Origin of the sequence: Streptomyces sp. NPDC005803, from assembly GCF_040630435.1 — a bacterium.
Lineage (GTDB): Bacteria > Actinomycetota > Actinomycetes > Streptomycetales > Streptomycetaceae > Streptomyces.
In genome coordinates this window covers 95,901-112,934 of the sequence record NZ_JBEXXO010000027.1, presented here as the reverse complement: position 1 = coordinate 112,934, position 17,034 = coordinate 95,901, and the positions used below count along the sequence as shown (strand labels likewise).

General features: G+C 69.7%; 14 protein-coding genes. 11 read left to right on the top strand and 3 right to left on the bottom strand.

The window, feature by feature from the left end; genetic code table 11:
- Positions 1-92: 92 nt before the first annotated feature.
- Positions 93-773, bottom strand: a complete 681-nt coding sequence (locus ABZ454_RS31210; protein ID WP_359542921.1) for a TetR family transcriptional regulator — start codon at positions 771-773, stop codon at positions 93-95.
- Between the two features lie 117 nt (positions 774-890).
- On the opposite strand from ABZ454_RS31210, the gene ABZ454_RS31205 reads away from it, so the two are divergent.
- Positions 891-2,501 carry an MFS transporter gene (locus tag ABZ454_RS31205; RefSeq protein ID WP_359542920.1) on the top strand — a complete coding sequence of 537 codons (1,611 nt, stop codon included), beginning with the start codon at positions 891-893 and terminating at the stop codon, positions 2,499-2,501.
- Positions 2,502-2,678: 177 nt separating this feature from the next.
- Complete coding sequence (locus ABZ454_RS31200; protein ID WP_359542919.1) at positions 2,679-3,041, top strand: peptidase inhibitor family I36 protein; 363 nt, start codon at positions 2,679-2,681, stop codon at positions 3,039-3,041.
- A 70-nt stretch (positions 3,042-3,111) separates the two neighbouring features.
- On the opposite strand, the gene aceE is transcribed toward ABZ454_RS31200, so the two are convergent.
- Entirely contained in the window at positions 3,112-5,853 is a 2,742-nt protein-coding gene (aceE, locus tag ABZ454_RS31195; RefSeq protein ID WP_356319651.1) for a pyruvate dehydrogenase (acetyl-transferring), homodimeric type, read from the bottom strand.
- A 515-nt stretch (positions 5,854-6,368) separates the two neighbouring features.
- On the opposite strand from aceE, the gene ABZ454_RS31190 reads away from it, so the two are divergent.
- The 6 genes from ABZ454_RS31190 (at position 6,369) to ABZ454_RS31165 (ending at position 10,984) form a co-directional block, all read left to right on the top strand.
- Positions 6,369-6,806 carry a DUF3052 domain-containing protein gene (locus ABZ454_RS31190; RefSeq protein ID WP_148017457.1) on the top strand — a complete coding sequence of 146 codons (438 nt, stop codon included), beginning with the start codon at positions 6,369-6,371 and terminating at the stop codon, positions 6,804-6,806.
- A 174-nt stretch (positions 6,807-6,980) separates the two neighbouring features.
- Positions 6,981-7,439 carry a peroxiredoxin gene (locus ABZ454_RS31185; protein ID WP_350998881.1) on the top strand — a complete coding sequence of 153 codons (459 nt, stop codon included), beginning with the start codon at positions 6,981-6,983 and terminating at the stop codon, positions 7,437-7,439.
- 151 nt (positions 7,440-7,590) lie between these two features.
- Entirely contained in the window at positions 7,591-8,166 is a 576-nt protein-coding gene (locus ABZ454_RS31180) for a TerD family protein (protein WP_024491201.1), read from the top strand.
- A 150-nt stretch (positions 8,167-8,316) separates the two neighbouring features.
- The gene (locus ABZ454_RS31175) at positions 8,317-8,892 is read left to right on the top strand and encodes a TerD family protein (RefSeq protein WP_311312621.1); all 576 of its coding nucleotides are present in this window, start codon (positions 8,317-8,319) and stop codon (positions 8,890-8,892) included.
- Positions 8,893-8,962: 70 nt separating this feature from the next.
- Complete coding sequence (locus ABZ454_RS31170; RefSeq protein WP_356315934.1) at positions 8,963-10,096, top strand: DUF475 domain-containing protein; 1,134 nt, start codon at positions 8,963-8,965, stop codon at positions 10,094-10,096.
- A gap of 153 nt (positions 10,097-10,249) precedes the next feature.
- The gene (locus ABZ454_RS31165; protein ID WP_356315936.1) at positions 10,250-10,984 is read left to right on the top strand and encodes a Tellurium resistance; all 735 of its coding nucleotides are present in this window, start codon (positions 10,250-10,252) and stop codon (positions 10,982-10,984) included.
- Positions 10,985-11,000: 16 nt separating this feature from the next.
- Here ABZ454_RS31165 and ABZ454_RS31160 read toward each other — a convergent pair whose 3' ends face one another.
- On the bottom strand, positions 11,001-11,834 hold the full coding sequence (locus ABZ454_RS31160) for a TerD family protein (protein WP_356315938.1): 834 nt from the start codon (positions 11,832-11,834) through the stop codon (positions 11,001-11,003).
- A 220-nt stretch (positions 11,835-12,054) separates the two neighbouring features.
- Here ABZ454_RS31160 and ABZ454_RS31155 point away from each other — a divergent pair, with 220 nt between their 5' ends.
- The 3 genes from ABZ454_RS31155 (at position 12,055) to ABZ454_RS31145 (ending at position 16,943) form a co-directional block, all read left to right on the top strand.
- On the top strand, positions 12,055-13,218 hold the full coding sequence (locus tag ABZ454_RS31155) for an HpcH/HpaI aldolase/citrate lyase family protein (protein ID WP_359542914.1): 1,164 nt from the start codon (positions 12,055-12,057) through the stop codon (positions 13,216-13,218).
- Between the two features lie 231 nt (positions 13,219-13,449).
- Entirely contained in the window at positions 13,450-16,113 is a 2,664-nt protein-coding gene (locus ABZ454_RS31150; RefSeq protein WP_359542912.1) for a phosphoribosyltransferase, read from the top strand.
- The gene (locus ABZ454_RS31145) at positions 16,110-16,943 is read left to right on the top strand and encodes an HAD family hydrolase (protein WP_359542910.1); all 834 of its coding nucleotides are present in this window, start codon (positions 16,110-16,112) and stop codon (positions 16,941-16,943) included. Before ABZ454_RS31150 ends, ABZ454_RS31145 begins: the two co-directional genes overlap by 4 nt.
- The last annotated feature ends 91 nt before the right edge of the window (positions 16,944-17,034 follow it).

Below are 17,034 nucleotides of genomic sequence, written 5' to 3'. Positions count from 1 at the left end.
ACAAGTCGATCATGTCCGGGCTGCACGGGATGTGGAGCGTCGGCGCCCTCATCGGTTCAGGTTCGCCCGGGCAAACCTTGACTGACGCGGCACTAGTTGAGGTGGGCCGTCCCGGTCGGGTGCGCGCGCCAGTTCCCGGCGAGGGCCGGGCCCAGCTGGTCCAGGTAGGTCTCGGTCAGGGCCCGGAGGGAGTCCATGCCGCCGTCGCAGTCGCGCCCCCACAGCTGCCCGGTCACCCGCATCACGCCGGAGAACGCGGCGACGGCGACGCGCGGCCGCGGGTCCCGTGTCATGTCCAGGCCCTCGCGCTCGGCGATGAGACCGGCGATCTGCTCCTCCAGGGCGAGGCCGCGCCGCATGTGGGCGGCGAGCAGGGAGGGCGTCGATTCGATCATCCGGAGGGCGCGCATGTGGAGTTCGACCGGCACGATGGCCTCGATCGCCTCTCCGATACTGTTCCAGGCGCACAGCACCGCGCGGCGCATGGCCTCGAAAGGGGCCTCGGGGGCGGGACGTTGACGCAGTTCGAGGAGGAAGCGCGACTCCACCATGTCCTGGACGGCGAAGACGACCGACTCCTTGCCCGCGAAGTAGCGGAAGAAGGTGCGCTGGGAGACCTCGACGGCGTCGACGATCTCGTCGACGGTGGTCTCGTCGTACCCCTGGGTGGTGAAGAGATCGAGGGCGGCGCGGAGCAGGGCGTCCCGGGTGCGTCGCTTCTTGCGCTCGCGCAGCCCGGTCGGCCGGCCCTCGGCTAGCTGCCCGTCGGTCACTGAACTGGCCCTCTTTTCCCCGCTTTGTCCAGCTCAGCTTACCTGTGAGCTACGTGACAGTTACCGACTTGTGAAATGGTTTGTCAACTGTCAGCGGCTGACACTAATCTCCCGCGTATGACTAGTCAGACCACCGTCGAAAAGGCGTCGCGGGAACCGCAGGACCCCCTCGGGGCCGCTCCGGCCAAGGGAATGCGCGGCCACCCCTGGCTGACGCTCTTCTCCGTGGCCATCGGCGTGATGATGGTCGCGCTCGACGGCACGATCGTCGCGATCGCCAACCCCGCGATCCAGCAGGACCTCGGCGCCTCGCTCGCCGACGTCCAGTGGATCACCAACGGCTACATGCTCGCCCTCGCGGTCTCCCTGATCACGGCGGGCAAACTCGGTGACCGGTTCGGCCACCGCCAGACCTTCCTCATCGGTGTCGTCGGCTTCGCCGCGGCATCGGGAGCCATCGGGCTCTCCAGCAGCGTCGCCCTGGTGATCGTCTTCCGAGTGCTCCAGGGCCTCTTCGGCGCCCTGCTGATGCCGGCCGCGCTCGGCCTGCTGCGCGCGACCTTCCCCGCCGAGAAGCTGAACATGGCCATCGGCATCTGGGGCATGGTGATCGGCGCCTCGACCGCGGGCGGTCCGATCCTCGGTGGCGTGCTCGTCGAGCACGTCAGCTGGCAGTCCGTCTTCTTCATCAACGTGCCGGTCGGCGTGATCGCCCTCGTCCTGGGCGTGCTGATCCTCAAGGACCACCGCGCCGAGAACGCGCCGCGCTCCTTCGACATCGCCGGCATCGTGCTCCTGTCGACCGCGATGTTCTGCCTGATCTGGGCGCTCATCAAGGGTGCCGAGTGGGGCTGGGGCGACGTCCAGACGATCGCCTTCCTGGCGGGCGCGGTCGTCCTGTTCGCCGCCTTCGCCCTCGTCCAGCAGCGCGTCAAGGAACCGCTGATCCCGCTCGCGATGTTCCGTTCCGTCCCGCTGTCCGCGGGCACGGTCCTGATGGTGCTGATGGCCTTCGCCTTCATGGGGGGCCTGTTCTTCGTCACCTTCTACCTCCAGAACGTGCACGGGATGAAGGCCGTCGACGCGGGCCTGCACCTGCTGCCGCTGACCGCGATGATGATCGTCGCCTCGCCGCTGGCGGGCTTCCTGATCACCAAGTTCGGTCCGCGCGTTCCGCTCGTCGGCGGCATGGTGTGCACCGCGGTCGCGATGTTCGGCATGTCCCAGCTGACCGTCGGCACCGGCACCCTCGCCATGTCGGTCTGGTTCGCCCTGCTCGGCCTCGGCCTCGCGCCGGTCATGGTCGGCGCCACCGAGGTCATCGTGGGCAACGCCCCGATGGAGCTCTCCGGTGTCGCCGGTGGTCTCCAGCAGGCCGCCATGCAGGTCGGCGGCAGCCTCGGTACGGCGGTCCTGGGTGCCATCATGGCTTCCCGGGTCGACTCCGAACTGGCCGGCAACTGGACGGAAGCCAAGCTTCCGCCGCTGTCGCCCGAACAGCTCGACCAGGCGTCCTCCGCGGTCAAGGTCGGCATGCCGCCGATCGCCGAGGGCACCCCGCCGGACGTCGCCGGCAAGATCGCGGGTGTCGCCCACGACACGTTCGTCTCCGGCATGAGCACGGCGTTCATGGTCGCCGGCATCGTCGCCGTGATCGCCGCCCTGGTCGCCACCCTGACCAAGCGCGGCGAGAACGCCGAGGCCGGCGGGGGCGTCGGTCACATCTGACCCGTCCGCCCCAGCGCCCTCGAAGGCGTCAACACAGTGCGTACGACAGCCCCGCCGGAACGTTCCGGCGGGGCTGTCGCCTATCAGGGTGGTCCCGCCCCCGGCCCCTTCCCGCGCCGCCGCCCCGCGGCTCAGGGTGGGCGAGGAAGATCCACATCACCACGGGGGTTGATTCACATGCGTACGACCGTTGTCGCCGCGGCCCTGGCCGCCACCGCCCTGATCCCGCAGGCCCCGGTCCAGGCCGCTCCCGGCCGGCTCGGGGACTGCCGGACCGGCCAGCTCTGCCTCTGGGCCCAGCCCGACTTCACCGGCGCCCGGCAGGTCCACGAGCTGGCCACCATCGACATCGAGAGCTGTGTGCCACTGAAGGCGGGCGCCACCGCCCAGGCCCTGGCCAACCTCACCGGCCGGCCCGTCACCACCTACCAGTCGGCGGAATGCGCCGAGACCGGTGAGTTCGACACCTACCCGGGCGGCGGCACCTGGGCCCCGCGCTCGCCGTACCAGGTGCGGGCCTTCAAGATCTGGGAGAACTGACCTCCCCCGGACGCACCGCGGGGCGGCGGGACCCGTTCGGGCCCCGCCGCCCCGCTCCGTGCGTGCGTCCCTACGCGTCGCCGCCGGCCGGACCCGGGTCCGCCGCGGCCACGTCCAGCAGGTCGTAACGGTCGACCGCCGTCTTCAGCACCGAACGGTCGATCTTCCCGTCCTTCGCGAGCTCGGTGAGCACCGCCAGGACGATCGACTGCGCGTCGATGTGGAAGAACCGTCGGGCCGCCCCGCGCGTGTCCGCGAAGCCGAAACCGTCCGCGCCCAGCGACTGGTACGCGCCGGGCACCCAGCGCGCGATCTGGTCCGGCACGGCCCGCATCCAGTCCGAGACCGCCACGAACGGCCCCTGCGCACCGGACAGCTTGCGCGTCACGTACGGCACGCGCTGCTCCTCCTCCGGGTGCAGCAGGTTGTACCGCTCCACGTCGACCGCCTCGCGCCGCAGCTCGTTCCAGGAGGTCGCCGACCAGACGTCCGCCTTCACGTTCCACTCGTCGGCGAGGATGCGCTGCGCCTCGACGGCCCAGGGGACCGCCACACCGGACGCCATGATCTGGGCCGGGATCTCGCCCTTCTCGCCGCCGCTGTAGCGGTAGACGCCCTTCAGGATGCCCTCGACGTCCACGTCGGCGGGCTCGGCCGGGTGCTGGATCGGCTCGTTGTACACGGTGAGGTAGTAGAAGACGTCCTCGTTCTCCTCGGGCGTCCCCCCGTACATCCTGCGCAGACCGTCCTTGACGATGTGCGCGATCTCGTACCCGAACGCCGGGTCGTACGCCACACAGCCCGGGTTGGTCGAGGCGAGCAGCTGCGAGTGGCCGTCCGCGTGCTGGAGGCCCTCGCCCGTCAGCGTCGTACGGCCGGCGGTCGCGCCGAGCACGAAGCCGCGCGCGAGCTGGTCGGCCATCTGCCAGAACTGGTCACCCGTGCGCTGGAACCCGAACATCGAGTAGAAGACGTACACCGGGATCAGCGGCTCGCCGTGCGTGGCGTACGCCGAACCCGCGGCGATCAGCGAGGCCGTGCAGCCCGCCTCGGAGATGCCGTCGTGCAGCATCTGCCCGGTCGGCGACTCCTTGTACGCGAGGAGCAGATCACGGTCCACCGACTCGTACTGCTGGCCGAGCGGATTGTAGATCTTCGCGCTCGGGAAGAACGCGTCCATGCCGAAGGTGCGGTACTCGTCGGGCGCGATCAGCACGAAACGCTTGCCGATCTCCTTGTCCCGCATGAGCTCCTTCAGGATGCGGACGAACGCCATGGTGGTGGCGATCGACTGCTGGCCCGAACCCTTCTTCGCGGTCGCGTACACCTTGTCCTCGGGCAGGGCCAGCGGCTTCGCCCGCACGACCCGGGTCGGTACGTAACCGCCCAGACCCTTGCGGCGGTCGTGCATGTACTGGATCTCCTCCGAGTCGCGGCCCGGGTGGTAGTACGGCGGGTTGCCGTCCTCCAGCTCCTTGTCCGCGATCGGGATGTGCAGCCGGTCCCGGAAGCGCTTGAGGTCCTCGGCGGTGAGCTTCTTCATCTGGTGGGTCGCGTTGCGGCCCTCGAAGTTCGGCCCCAGCGTCCAGCCCTTGACCGTCTGCGCCAGGATCACCGTCGGCTGGCCCTTGTGGGCCTTGGCCGCCGCGTACGCCGCGTAGACCTTCTTGTGGTCGTGCCCGCCGCGCCCGAGGTGCAGGATCTGCTGGTCGGACATGTCCTTGACCATGTCGCGCAGCCGCGGGTCGTCACCGAAGAAGTGCTCACGGATGTACGCACCCGTTTCGGTGGCGTACGTCTGGAACTGGCCGTCCGGCGTGGTGTTCAGCTTGTTGACCAGGATGCCCGTGCGGTCCTGCGCGAGCAGCGGGTCCCAGGAGCGGTCCCAGACCAGCTTGATGACGTTCCAGCCGGCGCCGCGGAACTGCGACTCCAGCTCCTGGATGACCTTGCCGTTGCCGCGCACCGGGCCGTCGAGGCGCTGGAGGTTGCAGTTGACGACGAAGGTCAGGTTGTCCAGGCCCTCACGGGCGGCGATGGACAGCTGGCCGAGCGACTCCGGCTCGTCCATCTCGCCGTCACCGAGATAAGCCCAGACGTGCGAATCGGAGGTGTCGGCGATGCCGCGCGCCTCCATGTAGCGGTTCATCCGCGCCTGGTAGATCGCGCCGAGCGGACCGAGGCCCATCGACACGGTCGGGAACTCCCAGAAGTCCGGCATCAGCCGCGGGTGCGGATAGCTGGACAGGCCGTTCGGCGCCTTCGACTTCTCCTGGCGGAAGGCGTCGAGCTGCGCCTCGCTCAGCCGGTCCAGCAGGAAGGCGCGGGCGTAGATCCCGGGGGAGGCGTGCCCCTGGAAGAAGATCTGGTCGCCGCCCCGGCCGTCGTCCTTGCCGCGGAAGAAGTGGTTGAAGCCGACGTCGTACAGCGACGCGGACGAGGCGAACGTGGCGATGTGACCGCCTACGCCGATGCCCGGACGCTGGGCGCGCGAGACCATCACGGCCGCGTTCCAGCGGGTCGCGTTGAGGACCTTGCGCTCGATCTCCTCGTCGCCGGGGAAGAACGGCTCGTCCTTCGTGGCGATCGTGTTCACGTAGTCCGTGCTGCGCATCTCCGGCACGGCGACACGCTTCTCGCGGGCGCGCTCGATGAGCCGGAGCATGAGGTAGCGGGCCCGCTCACGGCCTCGCTCGTCGACGGCGGCGTCGAGGGAGTCGAGCCATTCCTGGGTCTCTTCGGGATCGAAATCCGGGACCTGACTCGGAAGGCCGCCAATGATGATCGGGTTGCGATCGGATCCGGAAGCCACGCTGTTCCTTCGCTGGTCGGTGCTGCTACGGGGCCTGGCACGGGAGTCGTCCCCCCAGGGTGTATCTGCGCGTACGCCATCCCATCGTGTACCCGCCAGGACGCAAACGTCATCTTTACCGAGAGGTAACCGCCTGCGTGCACGACGTCGTCTCCCGGACGGCGCGCGGGCCGCGCATGGGCGCCTGTGCGGGCGGGCAGGAGGCATCGTGCAGGATGGGTCGGGCCAAACCGCAACCTTACGCCCAAGGGGTCCAAGCGTTCCCAAAAGCTGTTCGACTCCGATTGCCGGACCGAAACCGCATAAGCTGGTCAAGGACGTAAAGGGTGTGACGGCAGCGCAGGCTCCCGCGGGGGTCCGCCGACAGTGCGGCGACGTGGCAGGGATCGTCACCGTTTAGGCGGTCTCGTACGCTGGGTACTTGCGCGATCCGCCACTCCCGTGTGGACTACGGCCAACGCCCCGCGCACGCGCGTGGCTGATGCACTTTCCGAAACATGATCAGGAGGCAACCCGTGAGCGCGACCGCGGACCACGCGGAGGAGCGAACCAACCCGGCAGCACGCCTGGGGTTCGAGCCCGGACAGGTGGTCCAGGAGATCGGCTACGACGACGACGTCGAGCTGGAGCTCCGTGAGGGCATTGAGGCCACTACCGGCCAGGATCTCGTCGATGAGGAGTACGACGACGTCGCAGACGTCGTCCTGCTCTGGTTCCGCGACGAGGACGGCGACCTTACGGACGCGCTGGTGGATGCCATTGGTCTGCTCGAGGACGGCGGTACGGTCTGGCTGATGACGCCGAAGACCGGCCGTGACGGATACGTCGAGCCGAGCGATATCAACGAGGCTGCCCAGACAGCCGGTCTCGCCCAGACCAAGAGCATCAGTGCGGGCAAGGACTGGACGGGCAGCCGTCTGGTCACGCCGAAGGCGGCCAAGGCCAAGCGCTGAACCGCACTCGCCCCTGAAGGCCCCGCACGGCATCGCGCTGTCCGGGGCCTTCGTACATCCCCCGCACGTCCGAAGGAAGCTTCCACGGGTGCCGCGCGCCCGCCCGGCGCCTCTGCGTAGGGTGGGAGTCACCCGGACAGCCCAGCCCGGCGACGTAGCGAAGGGACGCGTTTCATGGCGATCGAGGTCGGCACCCAGGCCCCGGATTTCGAGCTGAAGGACAACCACGGCCGGACCGTGAAGCTCTCCGACTTCCGCGGTGAGAAGAACGTGGTGCTGCTGTTCTACCCGTTCGCCTTCACCGGCGTCTGCACGGGTGAGCTCTGCGCGCTCCGCGACGAGCTGCCCACGTTCGAGAACGACGACACGCAGCTGATCGCCGTCTCCAACGACTCCATCCACACGCTGCGCGTCTTCGCCGAGCAGGAGGGTCTCGAGTACCCGCTCGTCTCGGACTTCTGGCCGCACGGCGAGACCTCGCGTGCCTACGGCGTCTTCGACGAGGACAAGGGCTGCGCGGTGCGCGGGACCTTCATCATCGACAAGGAGGGCGTGGTGCGCTGGACGGTCGTCAACGGCCTGCCTGACGCGCGCGACCTCAACGAGTACGTCAAGGCGCTCGGCGCTCTCTGAGCGCGGATCCGGTGGATCTCGCGGCGACCCCCGGCCAAAAGCCTGTTTTGGCCGGGAACCGGTCACTAGGATCCACTCGTTGATCGGATTGCCAACACGACGTGGAGGCGCCGGCACCGGCCGGCCCCCAATGAAACCAATGGGAGGACTCGTGGGAGTCAGCCTCAGCAAGGGCGGCAACGTCTCGCTGACCAAGGCCGCGCCCAACCTGACCGCGGTCATCGTGGGTCTGGGCTGGGACGCCCGTACCACCACCGGCGGAGACTTCGACCTCGACGCCAGCGCCCTGCTGACGAACGCCGAGGGCAAGGTCGGCAACGACGGCAACTTCGTCTTCTTCAACAACCTCAAGAGCCCCGACGGCTCCGTCGAGCACACCGGTGACAACCTCACCGGTGAGGGCGAGGGCGACGACGAGGTCATCAAGGTGAACCTGGCCGGTGTCCCGGCGGACGTCGACAAGATCGTCTTCCCGGTCTCGATCTACGAGGCCGAGTCCCGCCAGCAGAGCTTCGGCCAGGTGCGCAACGCGTACATCCGCGTGGTCAACCAGGCCGACAACAGCGAACTCGCGCGCTACGACCTGAGTGAGGACGCCTCGACGGAGACCGCCATGGTCTTCGGCGAGCTGTACCGCAACGGTGCGGAGTGGAAGTTCCGCGCCATCGGTCAGGGCTACGCCTCGGGGCTGCGCGGCATCGCGCAGGACTTCGGCGTCAACGTCTAGACAGCAGTTCCGGGGGCGCGTCCGCGCGGGCGCGCCCCCGGTCCGCACCAGCACGTCCCGTCCGGCGCCGCACCCCGTGCGGCGCCGGACGCGCTCGGCAGAAGGACCCACCGGTTCATCAACGGTTCATCGACTCGGGGAGGACACACCATGGGCGTCACGCTCGCCAAGGGAGGCAATGTCTCCCTCTCCAAGGCCGCACCCAATCTCACCCAGGTGCTCATCGGGCTCGGCTGGGACGCACGATCCACGACGGGGGCGGACTTCGACCTCGACGCCAGCGCGCTGCTGTGCCAGTCGGGCCGGGTGCTCGGCGACGAATGGTTCGTGTTCTACAACAACCTCACGAGCCCCGACGGTTCCGTGGAGCACACCGGTGACAACCTCACGGGTGAGGGCGAGGGCGACGACGAGTCGGTCATCGTGAACCTCACGCAGGTCCCGGCGCATTGCGACAAGATCGTCTTTCCGGTCTCCATCCATGAGGCCGACAATCGCGGGCAGACGTTCGGTCAGGTCAGCAATGCGTTCATCCGCGTGGTCAACCAGGCCGACGGCCAGGAACTCGCGCGGTACGACCTGAGCGAGGACGCCTCGACGGAGACCGCGATGATCTTCGGTGAGCTCTACCGCTACAACGGCGAGTGGAAGTTCCGTGCAGTAGGACAGGGGTACGCGTCCGGGCTGCGGGGCATCGCTCTAGACTTCGGGGTCAACGTTTCGTAAAGCCGCGCACGGCGCGGGGGAGCCCCGTGCTCTTCGGGGGAGACCCGTTACATACATGATGGGGTAGCCAGTGCTTCTGAAAACCTTCGGCTGGTCGCTCGCGATTACCGCGATCGGCCTGGTCGCAGCGTGGTTCTACGGGGGGTGGGAAGCCTTCGGAGTGGTGGCGATCCTTTCCATCCTGGAGATCTCGCTGTCCTTCGACAATGCGGTGATCAACGCCGGAATCCTGAAGAAGATGAGTGCCTTCTGGCAGAAGATCTTCCTCACGGTCGGTGTGCTCATCGCGGTCTTCGGTATGCGGCTGGTGTTCCCCGTCGTGATCGTGGCCATCACCGCCAAGCTGGGACCGATCGAGGCGATCGATCTTTCCTTCAACGACCCGGACCGCTACAAGGAACTGGTCACCGACGCCCACCCGGCCATCGCCGCCTTCGGTGGCATGTTCCTGCTGATGATCTTCCTCGACTTCATCTTCGAGGAGCGTGACATCCAGTGGCTGCGCTGGATCGAGCGCCCGCTCTCCAAGCTCGGCAAGGTCGACATGCTGTCGGTCTGCATCGCGCTGATCGTCCTGCTGATCTCGGCCCTGACGTTCGCCGGCTCGGCCCACCAGCACGGCGGCGGACACGCGGACAAGGCCGAGACGGTCCTGCTCGCCGGCATCGCGGGCCTGATCACGTACCTCATCGTCGGGGGTCTCTCCGGCTACTTCGAGAACAAGCTCGAAGAGGAGGAGGAACGCGAACAGGAACAGGAGGAAGAGGCCAGGCGGACAGGCAAGAAGATCTCCGCGGTGGCTCTCTCCGGCAAGGCCGCGTTCTTCATGTTCCTCTACCTGGAAGTGCTCGACGCGTCCTTCTCGTTCGACGGCGTCATCGGCGCCTTCGCGATCACCAACGAGATCGTGCTGATGGCCCTGGGCCTCGGTATCGGCGCCATGTACGTCCGTTCGCTCACGGTCTACCTGGTCCGCCAGGGCACCCTGGACGACTACGTCTACCTGGAGCACGGCGCGCACTACGCGATCGGCGCGCTGGCCGTCATCCTGCTCGTCACGATCCAGTACGAGATCCACGAGCTCATCACCGGTTCCGTCGGCGTCATCCTGATCGGCTGGTCCTTCTGGTCCTCGGTCCGGCGCAACAAGGCGATCGAGGCCGCTGGGGGCGAAGGCAGTACGGAAGTCTCCGCCGGGGTGTGACCCGGCAGGGAATGAGGAACGCTCTCTGCGGGGCGGCTCGTACGGCGACGGCTCAGGGGAACACCCGGAGCCGGCCCGGAGCCGCCCCGCAGCGGTGCGTGCGTCGCACGTGCCGCGTGCGACGGGTGGGGCCGACATGTGTGGGGGTTGGGGATGGCGTTCTGGAACAGCCTGTGGCCGGGGCGGGAGGCACAGTTCGAGTCGGGCAGCGCGGCCACCAACTCCATCGTGCTCTCCAGGCGGCACGCGACGGTCTCACTGACGAAACAGGGCGCGCTGACCGGCAACCTCCGGGTCAACCTCTCCTGGCGGATGCGGACGTCCGACATCGAGGGCCGGTCACGCCAGAGCGGCAGGCTGCTGCGGCCCTTGAAGCTCTTCCAGCCCGACGTGGTCCAGGCGCACACCCAGGGCGTCGTCAACGTCGACCTGGACCTGGGCTGCATGTACGAGCTGGCGGACGGCACCAAGGGCGTGGTCCAGCCGCTCGGCAATCTGATCGGTGATCTGAACGGGCCGCCGTACATCCGGCTCAGCGGCGACGACCGCTTCGGGGCGCCGTCCGGGGAGACCGTCTACGTCAACCTCGACCAGCGCGACCAGATCAAGCGGATGCTGTTCTTCGTCTACATCTACGACCAGACCCCGGCCTTCGACCGTACGCACGCCAAGGTGACGCTCTACCCGGGCAACGGGCCGCGCATCGAGATCGAGCTGGACGAACGGGCCCCGCAAGCCCGCTCGTGCGCCGTGTTCACCGTGGAGAACGCCAAGGGCGAGCTGATCGTGCGGCGCGAGGTGAAGTTCGTGTACGGCTTCCAGTCGGAGCTGGACCGGCTCTACGGGTACGGCATGCAGTGGGGCCGCGGCTACAAGTCCCGGGCCTGAACGCGCGCGGGCCGGATCAGTGCCGTATGAACTGCGGCCCCTGCGGTGGCAGGACGAAGTGGGGGTCGGGCGCGTGGGCTGCCGCCGCCGCGGGCTGCGGATAGCCGTAGGCGGGCTGTGCGGACGCCGGCTGGGGGTAGCCGTACGCGGGCTGCGGGGCGGGCGCCGCGGGGGCCGCAGCGGGCTGCGGATAGCCGTACGAGGGCTGCTGGTGCTGGACGGTGGCCTGTGCGTCGGGTCCGGGCGCCGGTGCGGGCGGGAACGCGGGAGCGGGCGGCGGTGTCGGGCCAGGCTCGGCGGCGGCCTCCGCCTCGTCCACCGAGATGCCGAAGGCGGTCGCGAGTCCGACGAGACCGGTCGGGTACCCCTGCCCCACGGCGCGGAATTTCCAGCCATCGCCGCGCCGGTACAGCTCGCCGCAGATGATCGCGGTCTCCTCGCCGGTCTCCGGCCGCACGTCGAAGACGGCGAGCGCTTCCCCGCCCGCCGCCGCGGCGTCGTAGAGCAGGATGCGCAGATCGCGCACGTGCTCGAAGGCGGCGCCGTCGGAGGACGCGGCGATGACGACCTGGTCGACCGACGGGTCGAGCGCGGTCAGATCGGCCTCGATGGTGTCCGTCAGACCCTCGGGCAGGCTCCGCTTCGGCAGCCGTCGTACCAGGCCGGAGGGGTGGCGGGGCTGGTTGTAGAAGACGAAGTCCTCGTCGGAGCGCACGCGGCCGCCGGAGCCGAGCAGCAGGGCCGAAGCGTCCACATCGGGGACGCCGGCGCCCGGGGTCCAGCGCAGCACGGCCCGTACGGCCATGGCGTCGAGAGGGACGTTCGAGCCTTTCACCATCGCGTGCGTCATGCCGGTCATCCTGCCTGCTGGCTGCCCTTCCGGACAACGCGGGGGCGTCGGCCGTGTCTCGCGGGAATGCCGGAACGAGCCCCTCCGCACCCCGGGGAACCATCGCTAAATGGACGAGTTACCCGGAATTCATGTGGCCAGGGAACTGCCGACACTGGTCCGTACGTACTATTACCGGCCACACGTTGTCCGGCCAGTCAGGGAGTACGGGGGGAATCACATGCGTCATTTCGGGCATATCGCGCCTGCTGCGAGGGGCGAACTGTTCTTCCGGGAGCCCTGCGCCTTCGACGCCGGGTCGCCGGCCCCCGTCCTCGCGGCGGCCCTGGGCGCCACGCTCTACAGCCCCGCCACCCGGCCGAGGCTCGCCGACGACGTCATCAAGCAGGCCGGCCGCGGAGTCGTCTCCATGGTGCTGTGCCTGGAGGATTCGATCGACGACTCCGAGGTGCCCGGTGCCGAGGAGAACCTGGTCAGGCAGTTCGCCGACCTCGCGGGACGCGGCGGTGAACTTCCCCTGCTGTTCATCCGCGTCCGCGAACCGCACCAGATCACGGACCTCGTACGCCGGCTCGGCGAATCCGCCCGATTGTTGTCCGGATTCGTACTTCCCAAATTCACGCAGGAGCGCGGCATCCCCTTCATGGAGGCGCTCGCCAAGGCCGAGTCCACCGGCGGTCGGCGGCTCTTCGCCATGCCCGTGCTGGAATCCCCCGAACTGCTGCACCTGGAGACCCGCCAGGAGTCCCTCCAGAAGATCGCGCGCACCGTCGACACCTACCGTGACCGCGTGCTCGCGCTGCGCCTCGGCGTCACCGACTTCTGCTCGGCCTACGGGCTGCGCCGCGCGCCCGACATGACGGCGTACGACGTGCGGATCGTCAGCAACGTGATCTCCGACGTGGTCAACGTGCTGGGCCGGGCGGACGGGACGGGCTTCACCATCACCGGCCCGGTCTGGGAGTACTTCAGGCTCCAGGAACGCATGTTCAAGCCACAACTGCGCCGAAGCCCCTTCCTGGAGGGCCGGGCGGAGGAACTGCGCACGACACTGATCGAGCACGACCTGGACGGACTGCTGCGGGAGATCGAGCTCGACCGGGCCAACGGCCTTCTCGGCAAGACCTGCATCCACCCCTCGCACGTCGCACCCGTGCACGCACTGTCCGTGGTCAGTCACGAAGAGTACAGCGACGCGCAGGACATCCTGCGCCCGGAGCGCGGCGGTGGCGGGGTGCTGCGCTCGTCGTACACGAACAAGATGAACGAAGTGAAACCGCACCGCGCCTGGGCCGAACGCACCCTGCGCAGGGCCGAGGTATTCGGCGTGGCACGGGAGGACGTCGGCTTCGTGGACCTGCTGGCGGCGAGCCTCGCGGAATGAGGGGCACCGGTGCGCCGGTTCTGTCAGGAGGGGCGCCGGCGGGGCGGCGTGCCCAGGATGACGCGTCCGGGCGAGCGGACGCATGGGAGCGAACGGGTACGACGGGCTCGCGTGAGCGGGCGTGTGACGGGCTAGGACGGGCTCGCGTGAGCGGGCGTGTGAGAGCGAACGGGTACGACGGGCTCGCGTGAGCGAGCGTGTGACCGATGACGGGTTCGCGGGAGCGGGCGCGTGACAGACCGACGGAAGGAAACGGCGAACGTGGTGGTGTGGTCGGGTAGCTGGGTCGCGGAGCGGCTGGGCGTCGAGCTGGTGGGCGACGGGGAGCTCCGCGGACTGCTGGGCCTCGCCCTGCGGCGCAACCCCAAGCGGGCACACCTGCTCGTGTCCAACGTGCTGGGCAAGCACGTGCCGCAGCGGCCCTCGGTGGTCTACGGCGCCGGTTTCGAGCTCGGCCGCCGGGTGCGCGAGCTCCTCGGCGAGGCCGGCGCGCGGCGCGCGGTCGTGCTCGGCTACGCGGAGACGGCCACCGGCCTCGGCCACGCGGTCGCCGACGGGCTCGGAACGGCGCCTTACCTCCACTCGACGCGACGCCCCGTCGAAGGCGTGGCGCGGGCGGGCGGCTTCGAGGAGTCGCACTCGCACGCCACCTCGCACCTGCTGCTCCCGGAGGACCCGGGCCTGCTGGCGGGGGACGCGGGGGACGTGGACGGCGTGGACGGCTCCCCGGGCGCGACCCTCGTGCTCGTGGACGACGAGTTCTCCACCGGAAACACCGTTCTGAACACCATCCGCGCCCTGCACGAGCGCTACCCGCGCAAGCGGTACGTCATCGTGGCCCTGGTCGACATGCGCTCACCCGCCGACCGGGGACGGCTCGCCGAGTTCGCCGAGGAGATCGGCGCGCAGGTCGACCTCGTCGCGCGGAACACCGGCACGGTCCACCTCCCGGAGGGCGTCCTGGAGAAGGGGCAGGCCCTGGTCGCCGAGCAGGAGGCGGCGCAGGCGGCCGCGGAGCCCGGGCGGACCGGGGGAGCGGCCGACCCGCAGCGCGCCCTGCCCGGCCACCACACCCGGATCGACCTCCAGTGGCCCGCCGGAGTGCCCGACGGCGGCCGGCACGGCTTCACCCCCGCGCACCGGGCGCTCCTGGAACCCGCCCTCCCCGCCATGGCGGACCGCATCGCGCAGGCGCTGGGCGAGCACACCCGCCGGGTCCTGGTCCTCGGCTTCGAGGAGCTGATGTACGCCCCGCTGCGCCTGGGCGCCGCCCTGGAGGAGCGCATCGGCGCCGAGGTCCGCTACTCCACCACCACCCGCTCCCCGGTCCTCGCCGTGGACGACCCGGGCTACGCGATACGCACCCGGCTGGTCTTCCCGGCCCACGACGCCCCGGCCGACGGCCCGGGTGAGCGCTACGCGTACAACGTCGCGGGCGGGGGCTTCGACGCGGTGGTCCTCGTCGTCGACTCCACGGCCGACACCCCCGCGCTGCACGACCACCACGGCCTGGTCCGGCAGCTCGCCCCGCACACCGCCCACGTCCTGCTGGCGGTCGTCCCCTCGTACGTACCGCCGGGGGCCACCGTCTCCGAGCCGTCACCGACGGGCTCGTACGTACTGCCGGGGGCCACCGTCGCCGAGCCGTCACCGACGGCTTCGTACGCATCGGCCGGCACCACCTTCGCCGAGCCGTCACCGTCGCACACCCCTCAACGGCAGGAAGAACCCTCCATGCTGCCCGAGCCCCTTCGCGGCCCCGCCTTCTCCTCCTACGCGCCGGACGAGGTCGGCTGGCTGCTCCAGGACCTGTCGGACACCCAGCTGGAGGCGCCGACCGAGGAGCGCGAGGAGGCGATACAGAGCGGTGGCGCGCACTACGCCGAGTCGCTGCCCGTCGAGTACCAGCCGTCCGAGGAGTACCAGGATCTGTTCAAGGCGGCCCTGGACCTGTCGGCCGCCCGCATCGCCCGCGCCGTCGGCACGGTCACCGAGACGGTCCTCGCCGAGCGCGGCCCCCGTCCCGTGTTCGTCTCGCTGGCCCGGGCCGGCACCCCCGTGGGCGTCCTCATGCGCCGCTGGGTACAGCTCCGGCGCGGCGTCGAACTGCCGCACTACGCCGTCTCGATCGTGCGCGGCCGCGGCATCGACGCCAACGCCCTGCGCTGGCTGGCCGCCCACCACGACCCGGCCGATGTCGTCTTCGTCGACGGCTGGACCGGCAAGGGCGCCATCACCCGCGAACTCGCCGCGGCGATCGCCGAGTTCGAGGAGTCCGACGGGATCGCGGGCTTCAACCCGGAGATCGCCGTCCTGGCCGACCCGGGCGGCTGCGTCCGCACGTACGGCACCCGCGAGGACTTCCTGATCCCGTCGGCCTGCCTCAACTCCACGGTGTCCGGACTGATCTCCCGTACGGTCCTGCGCTCCGACCTGGTCGGACCCGATGACTTCCACGGCGCGAAGTTCTACCGGGAGCTCGCCGCGTCCGACGTCTCCGGCCACTTCCTCGACACCGTCACCGACCGGTTCGGCGACGTCGCCACCGCCGTGGACGCCGAGGTCAAGGAACTGCTCGCCGCCGACCGCGCGCCGACCTGGGAGGGCTGGGCCGCGGTGGAGCGCATCAGCGAGGAGTACGGCATCCGCGACGTGAACCTCGTCAAGCCGGGGGTCGGCGAGACGACCCGCGTGCTGCTGCGCCGCGTCCCGTGGAAGATCCTCGCCAAGCGCGGCGCCGGCGCCGACCTGGAACACATCAGGCTGCTGGCGCAGCAGCGCGGTGTGCCGGTCGAAGAGGTCGACGAACTCCCGTACACCTGCGTCGGGCTGATCCACCCGAAGTACACGCGCGGGGCGACCGGCGCGGACGGCCGGGCGGTGGAGTCCGCATGACCTCCCCCGTCACGCTGGTCGCCAGCGACCTCGACCGCACCCTCATCTACTCGGCGGCCGCCCTCCAGCTCCCGATGCCGGACGCCGAGGCCCCCCGCCTGCTCTGCGTCGAGGTGTACGACAAGAAGCCCCTCTCGTACGTCACGGAGACGGCGGCGGGGCTGCTCGACGAACTGACCCGCTCCCCGTCCACGGTCTTCGTCCCGACCACGACCCGCACCCGCGAGCAGTACCACCGCATCCATCTCCCGGGCCCCGCGGCCGAGTTCGCGATCTGCGCGAACGGCGGCCACATCCTGGTGGACGGCGCGTCCGACCGGGACTGGCAGCGCGCGGTGGCCGGCAGGCTGGCCGAGGAGTGCGCCTCGCTCGACGAGGTCCGCGCCCATCTCGTCGCCGCCGCCGACCCCGCCTGGCTGCTCAAGGAACGGGTCGCGGAGGACCTCTTCGCCTACCTCGTCGTCGACCGGGCCCTGCTGCCGGCCGACTGGACGAAGGAGCTCGCCGCGTGGGCGGAGCCGCGCGGCTGGACCGTCTCGCTCCAGGGCCGCAAGATCTACGCCGTACCGCGTCCGCTCACCAAGAGCGCGGCCGTGCGCGAGGTCGCCCGCCGCACCGGGGCCACGTTCACGCTGGCCGCGGGTGACTCCCTCCTCGACGCCGACCTGCTCCTCGCCGCCGACCAGGGCTGGCGCCCCGGCCACGGCGAACTGGCCGACGCCGGCTGGAGCGCCCCCCACGTGGAGGCGACCGCCGAGAGCGGGGTGGCGGCCGGCGAGGAGATCCTGCGGCGCCTCCTCCAGGCGACGGGCCGGCGCCGTACAGCCTGAGACGGGTCTCCGACAGGCCCCGACGCGCCGCCGAAATCACTCGTACCGGCTCCGCCCGCCGACTACAGTCACCGCGGTTCCGCCCCTAGGC

Coding starts and splice junctions, on each gene's coding strand:
- ABZ454_RS31205 (WP_359542920.1), top strand. CDS start 891: ATGACTAGTCAGACCACCGTCGAAAAGGCGTCGCGGGAACCGCAGGAC.
- ABZ454_RS31200 (WP_359542919.1), top strand. CDS start 2,679: ATGCGTACGACCGTTGTCGCCGCGGCCCTGGCCGCCACCGCCCTGATC.
- ABZ454_RS31185 (WP_350998881.1), top strand. CDS start 6,981: ATGGCGATCGAGGTCGGCACCCAGGCCCCGGATTTCGAGCTGAAGGAC.
- ABZ454_RS31175 (WP_311312621.1), top strand. CDS start 8,317: ATGGGCGTCACGCTCGCCAAGGGAGGCAATGTCTCCCTCTCCAAGGCC.
- ABZ454_RS31165 (WP_356315936.1), top strand. CDS start 10,250: ATGGCGTTCTGGAACAGCCTGTGGCCGGGGCGGGAGGCACAGTTCGAG.
- ABZ454_RS31160 (WP_356315938.1), bottom strand. CDS start 11,834: ATGACGCACGCGATGGTGAAAGGCTCGAACGTCCCTCTCGACGCCATG.
- ABZ454_RS31155 (WP_359542914.1), top strand. CDS start 12,055: ATGCGTCATTTCGGGCATATCGCGCCTGCTGCGAGGGGCGAACTGTTC.
- ABZ454_RS31145 (WP_359542910.1), top strand. CDS start 16,110: ATGACCTCCCCCGTCACGCTGGTCGCCAGCGACCTCGACCGCACCCTC.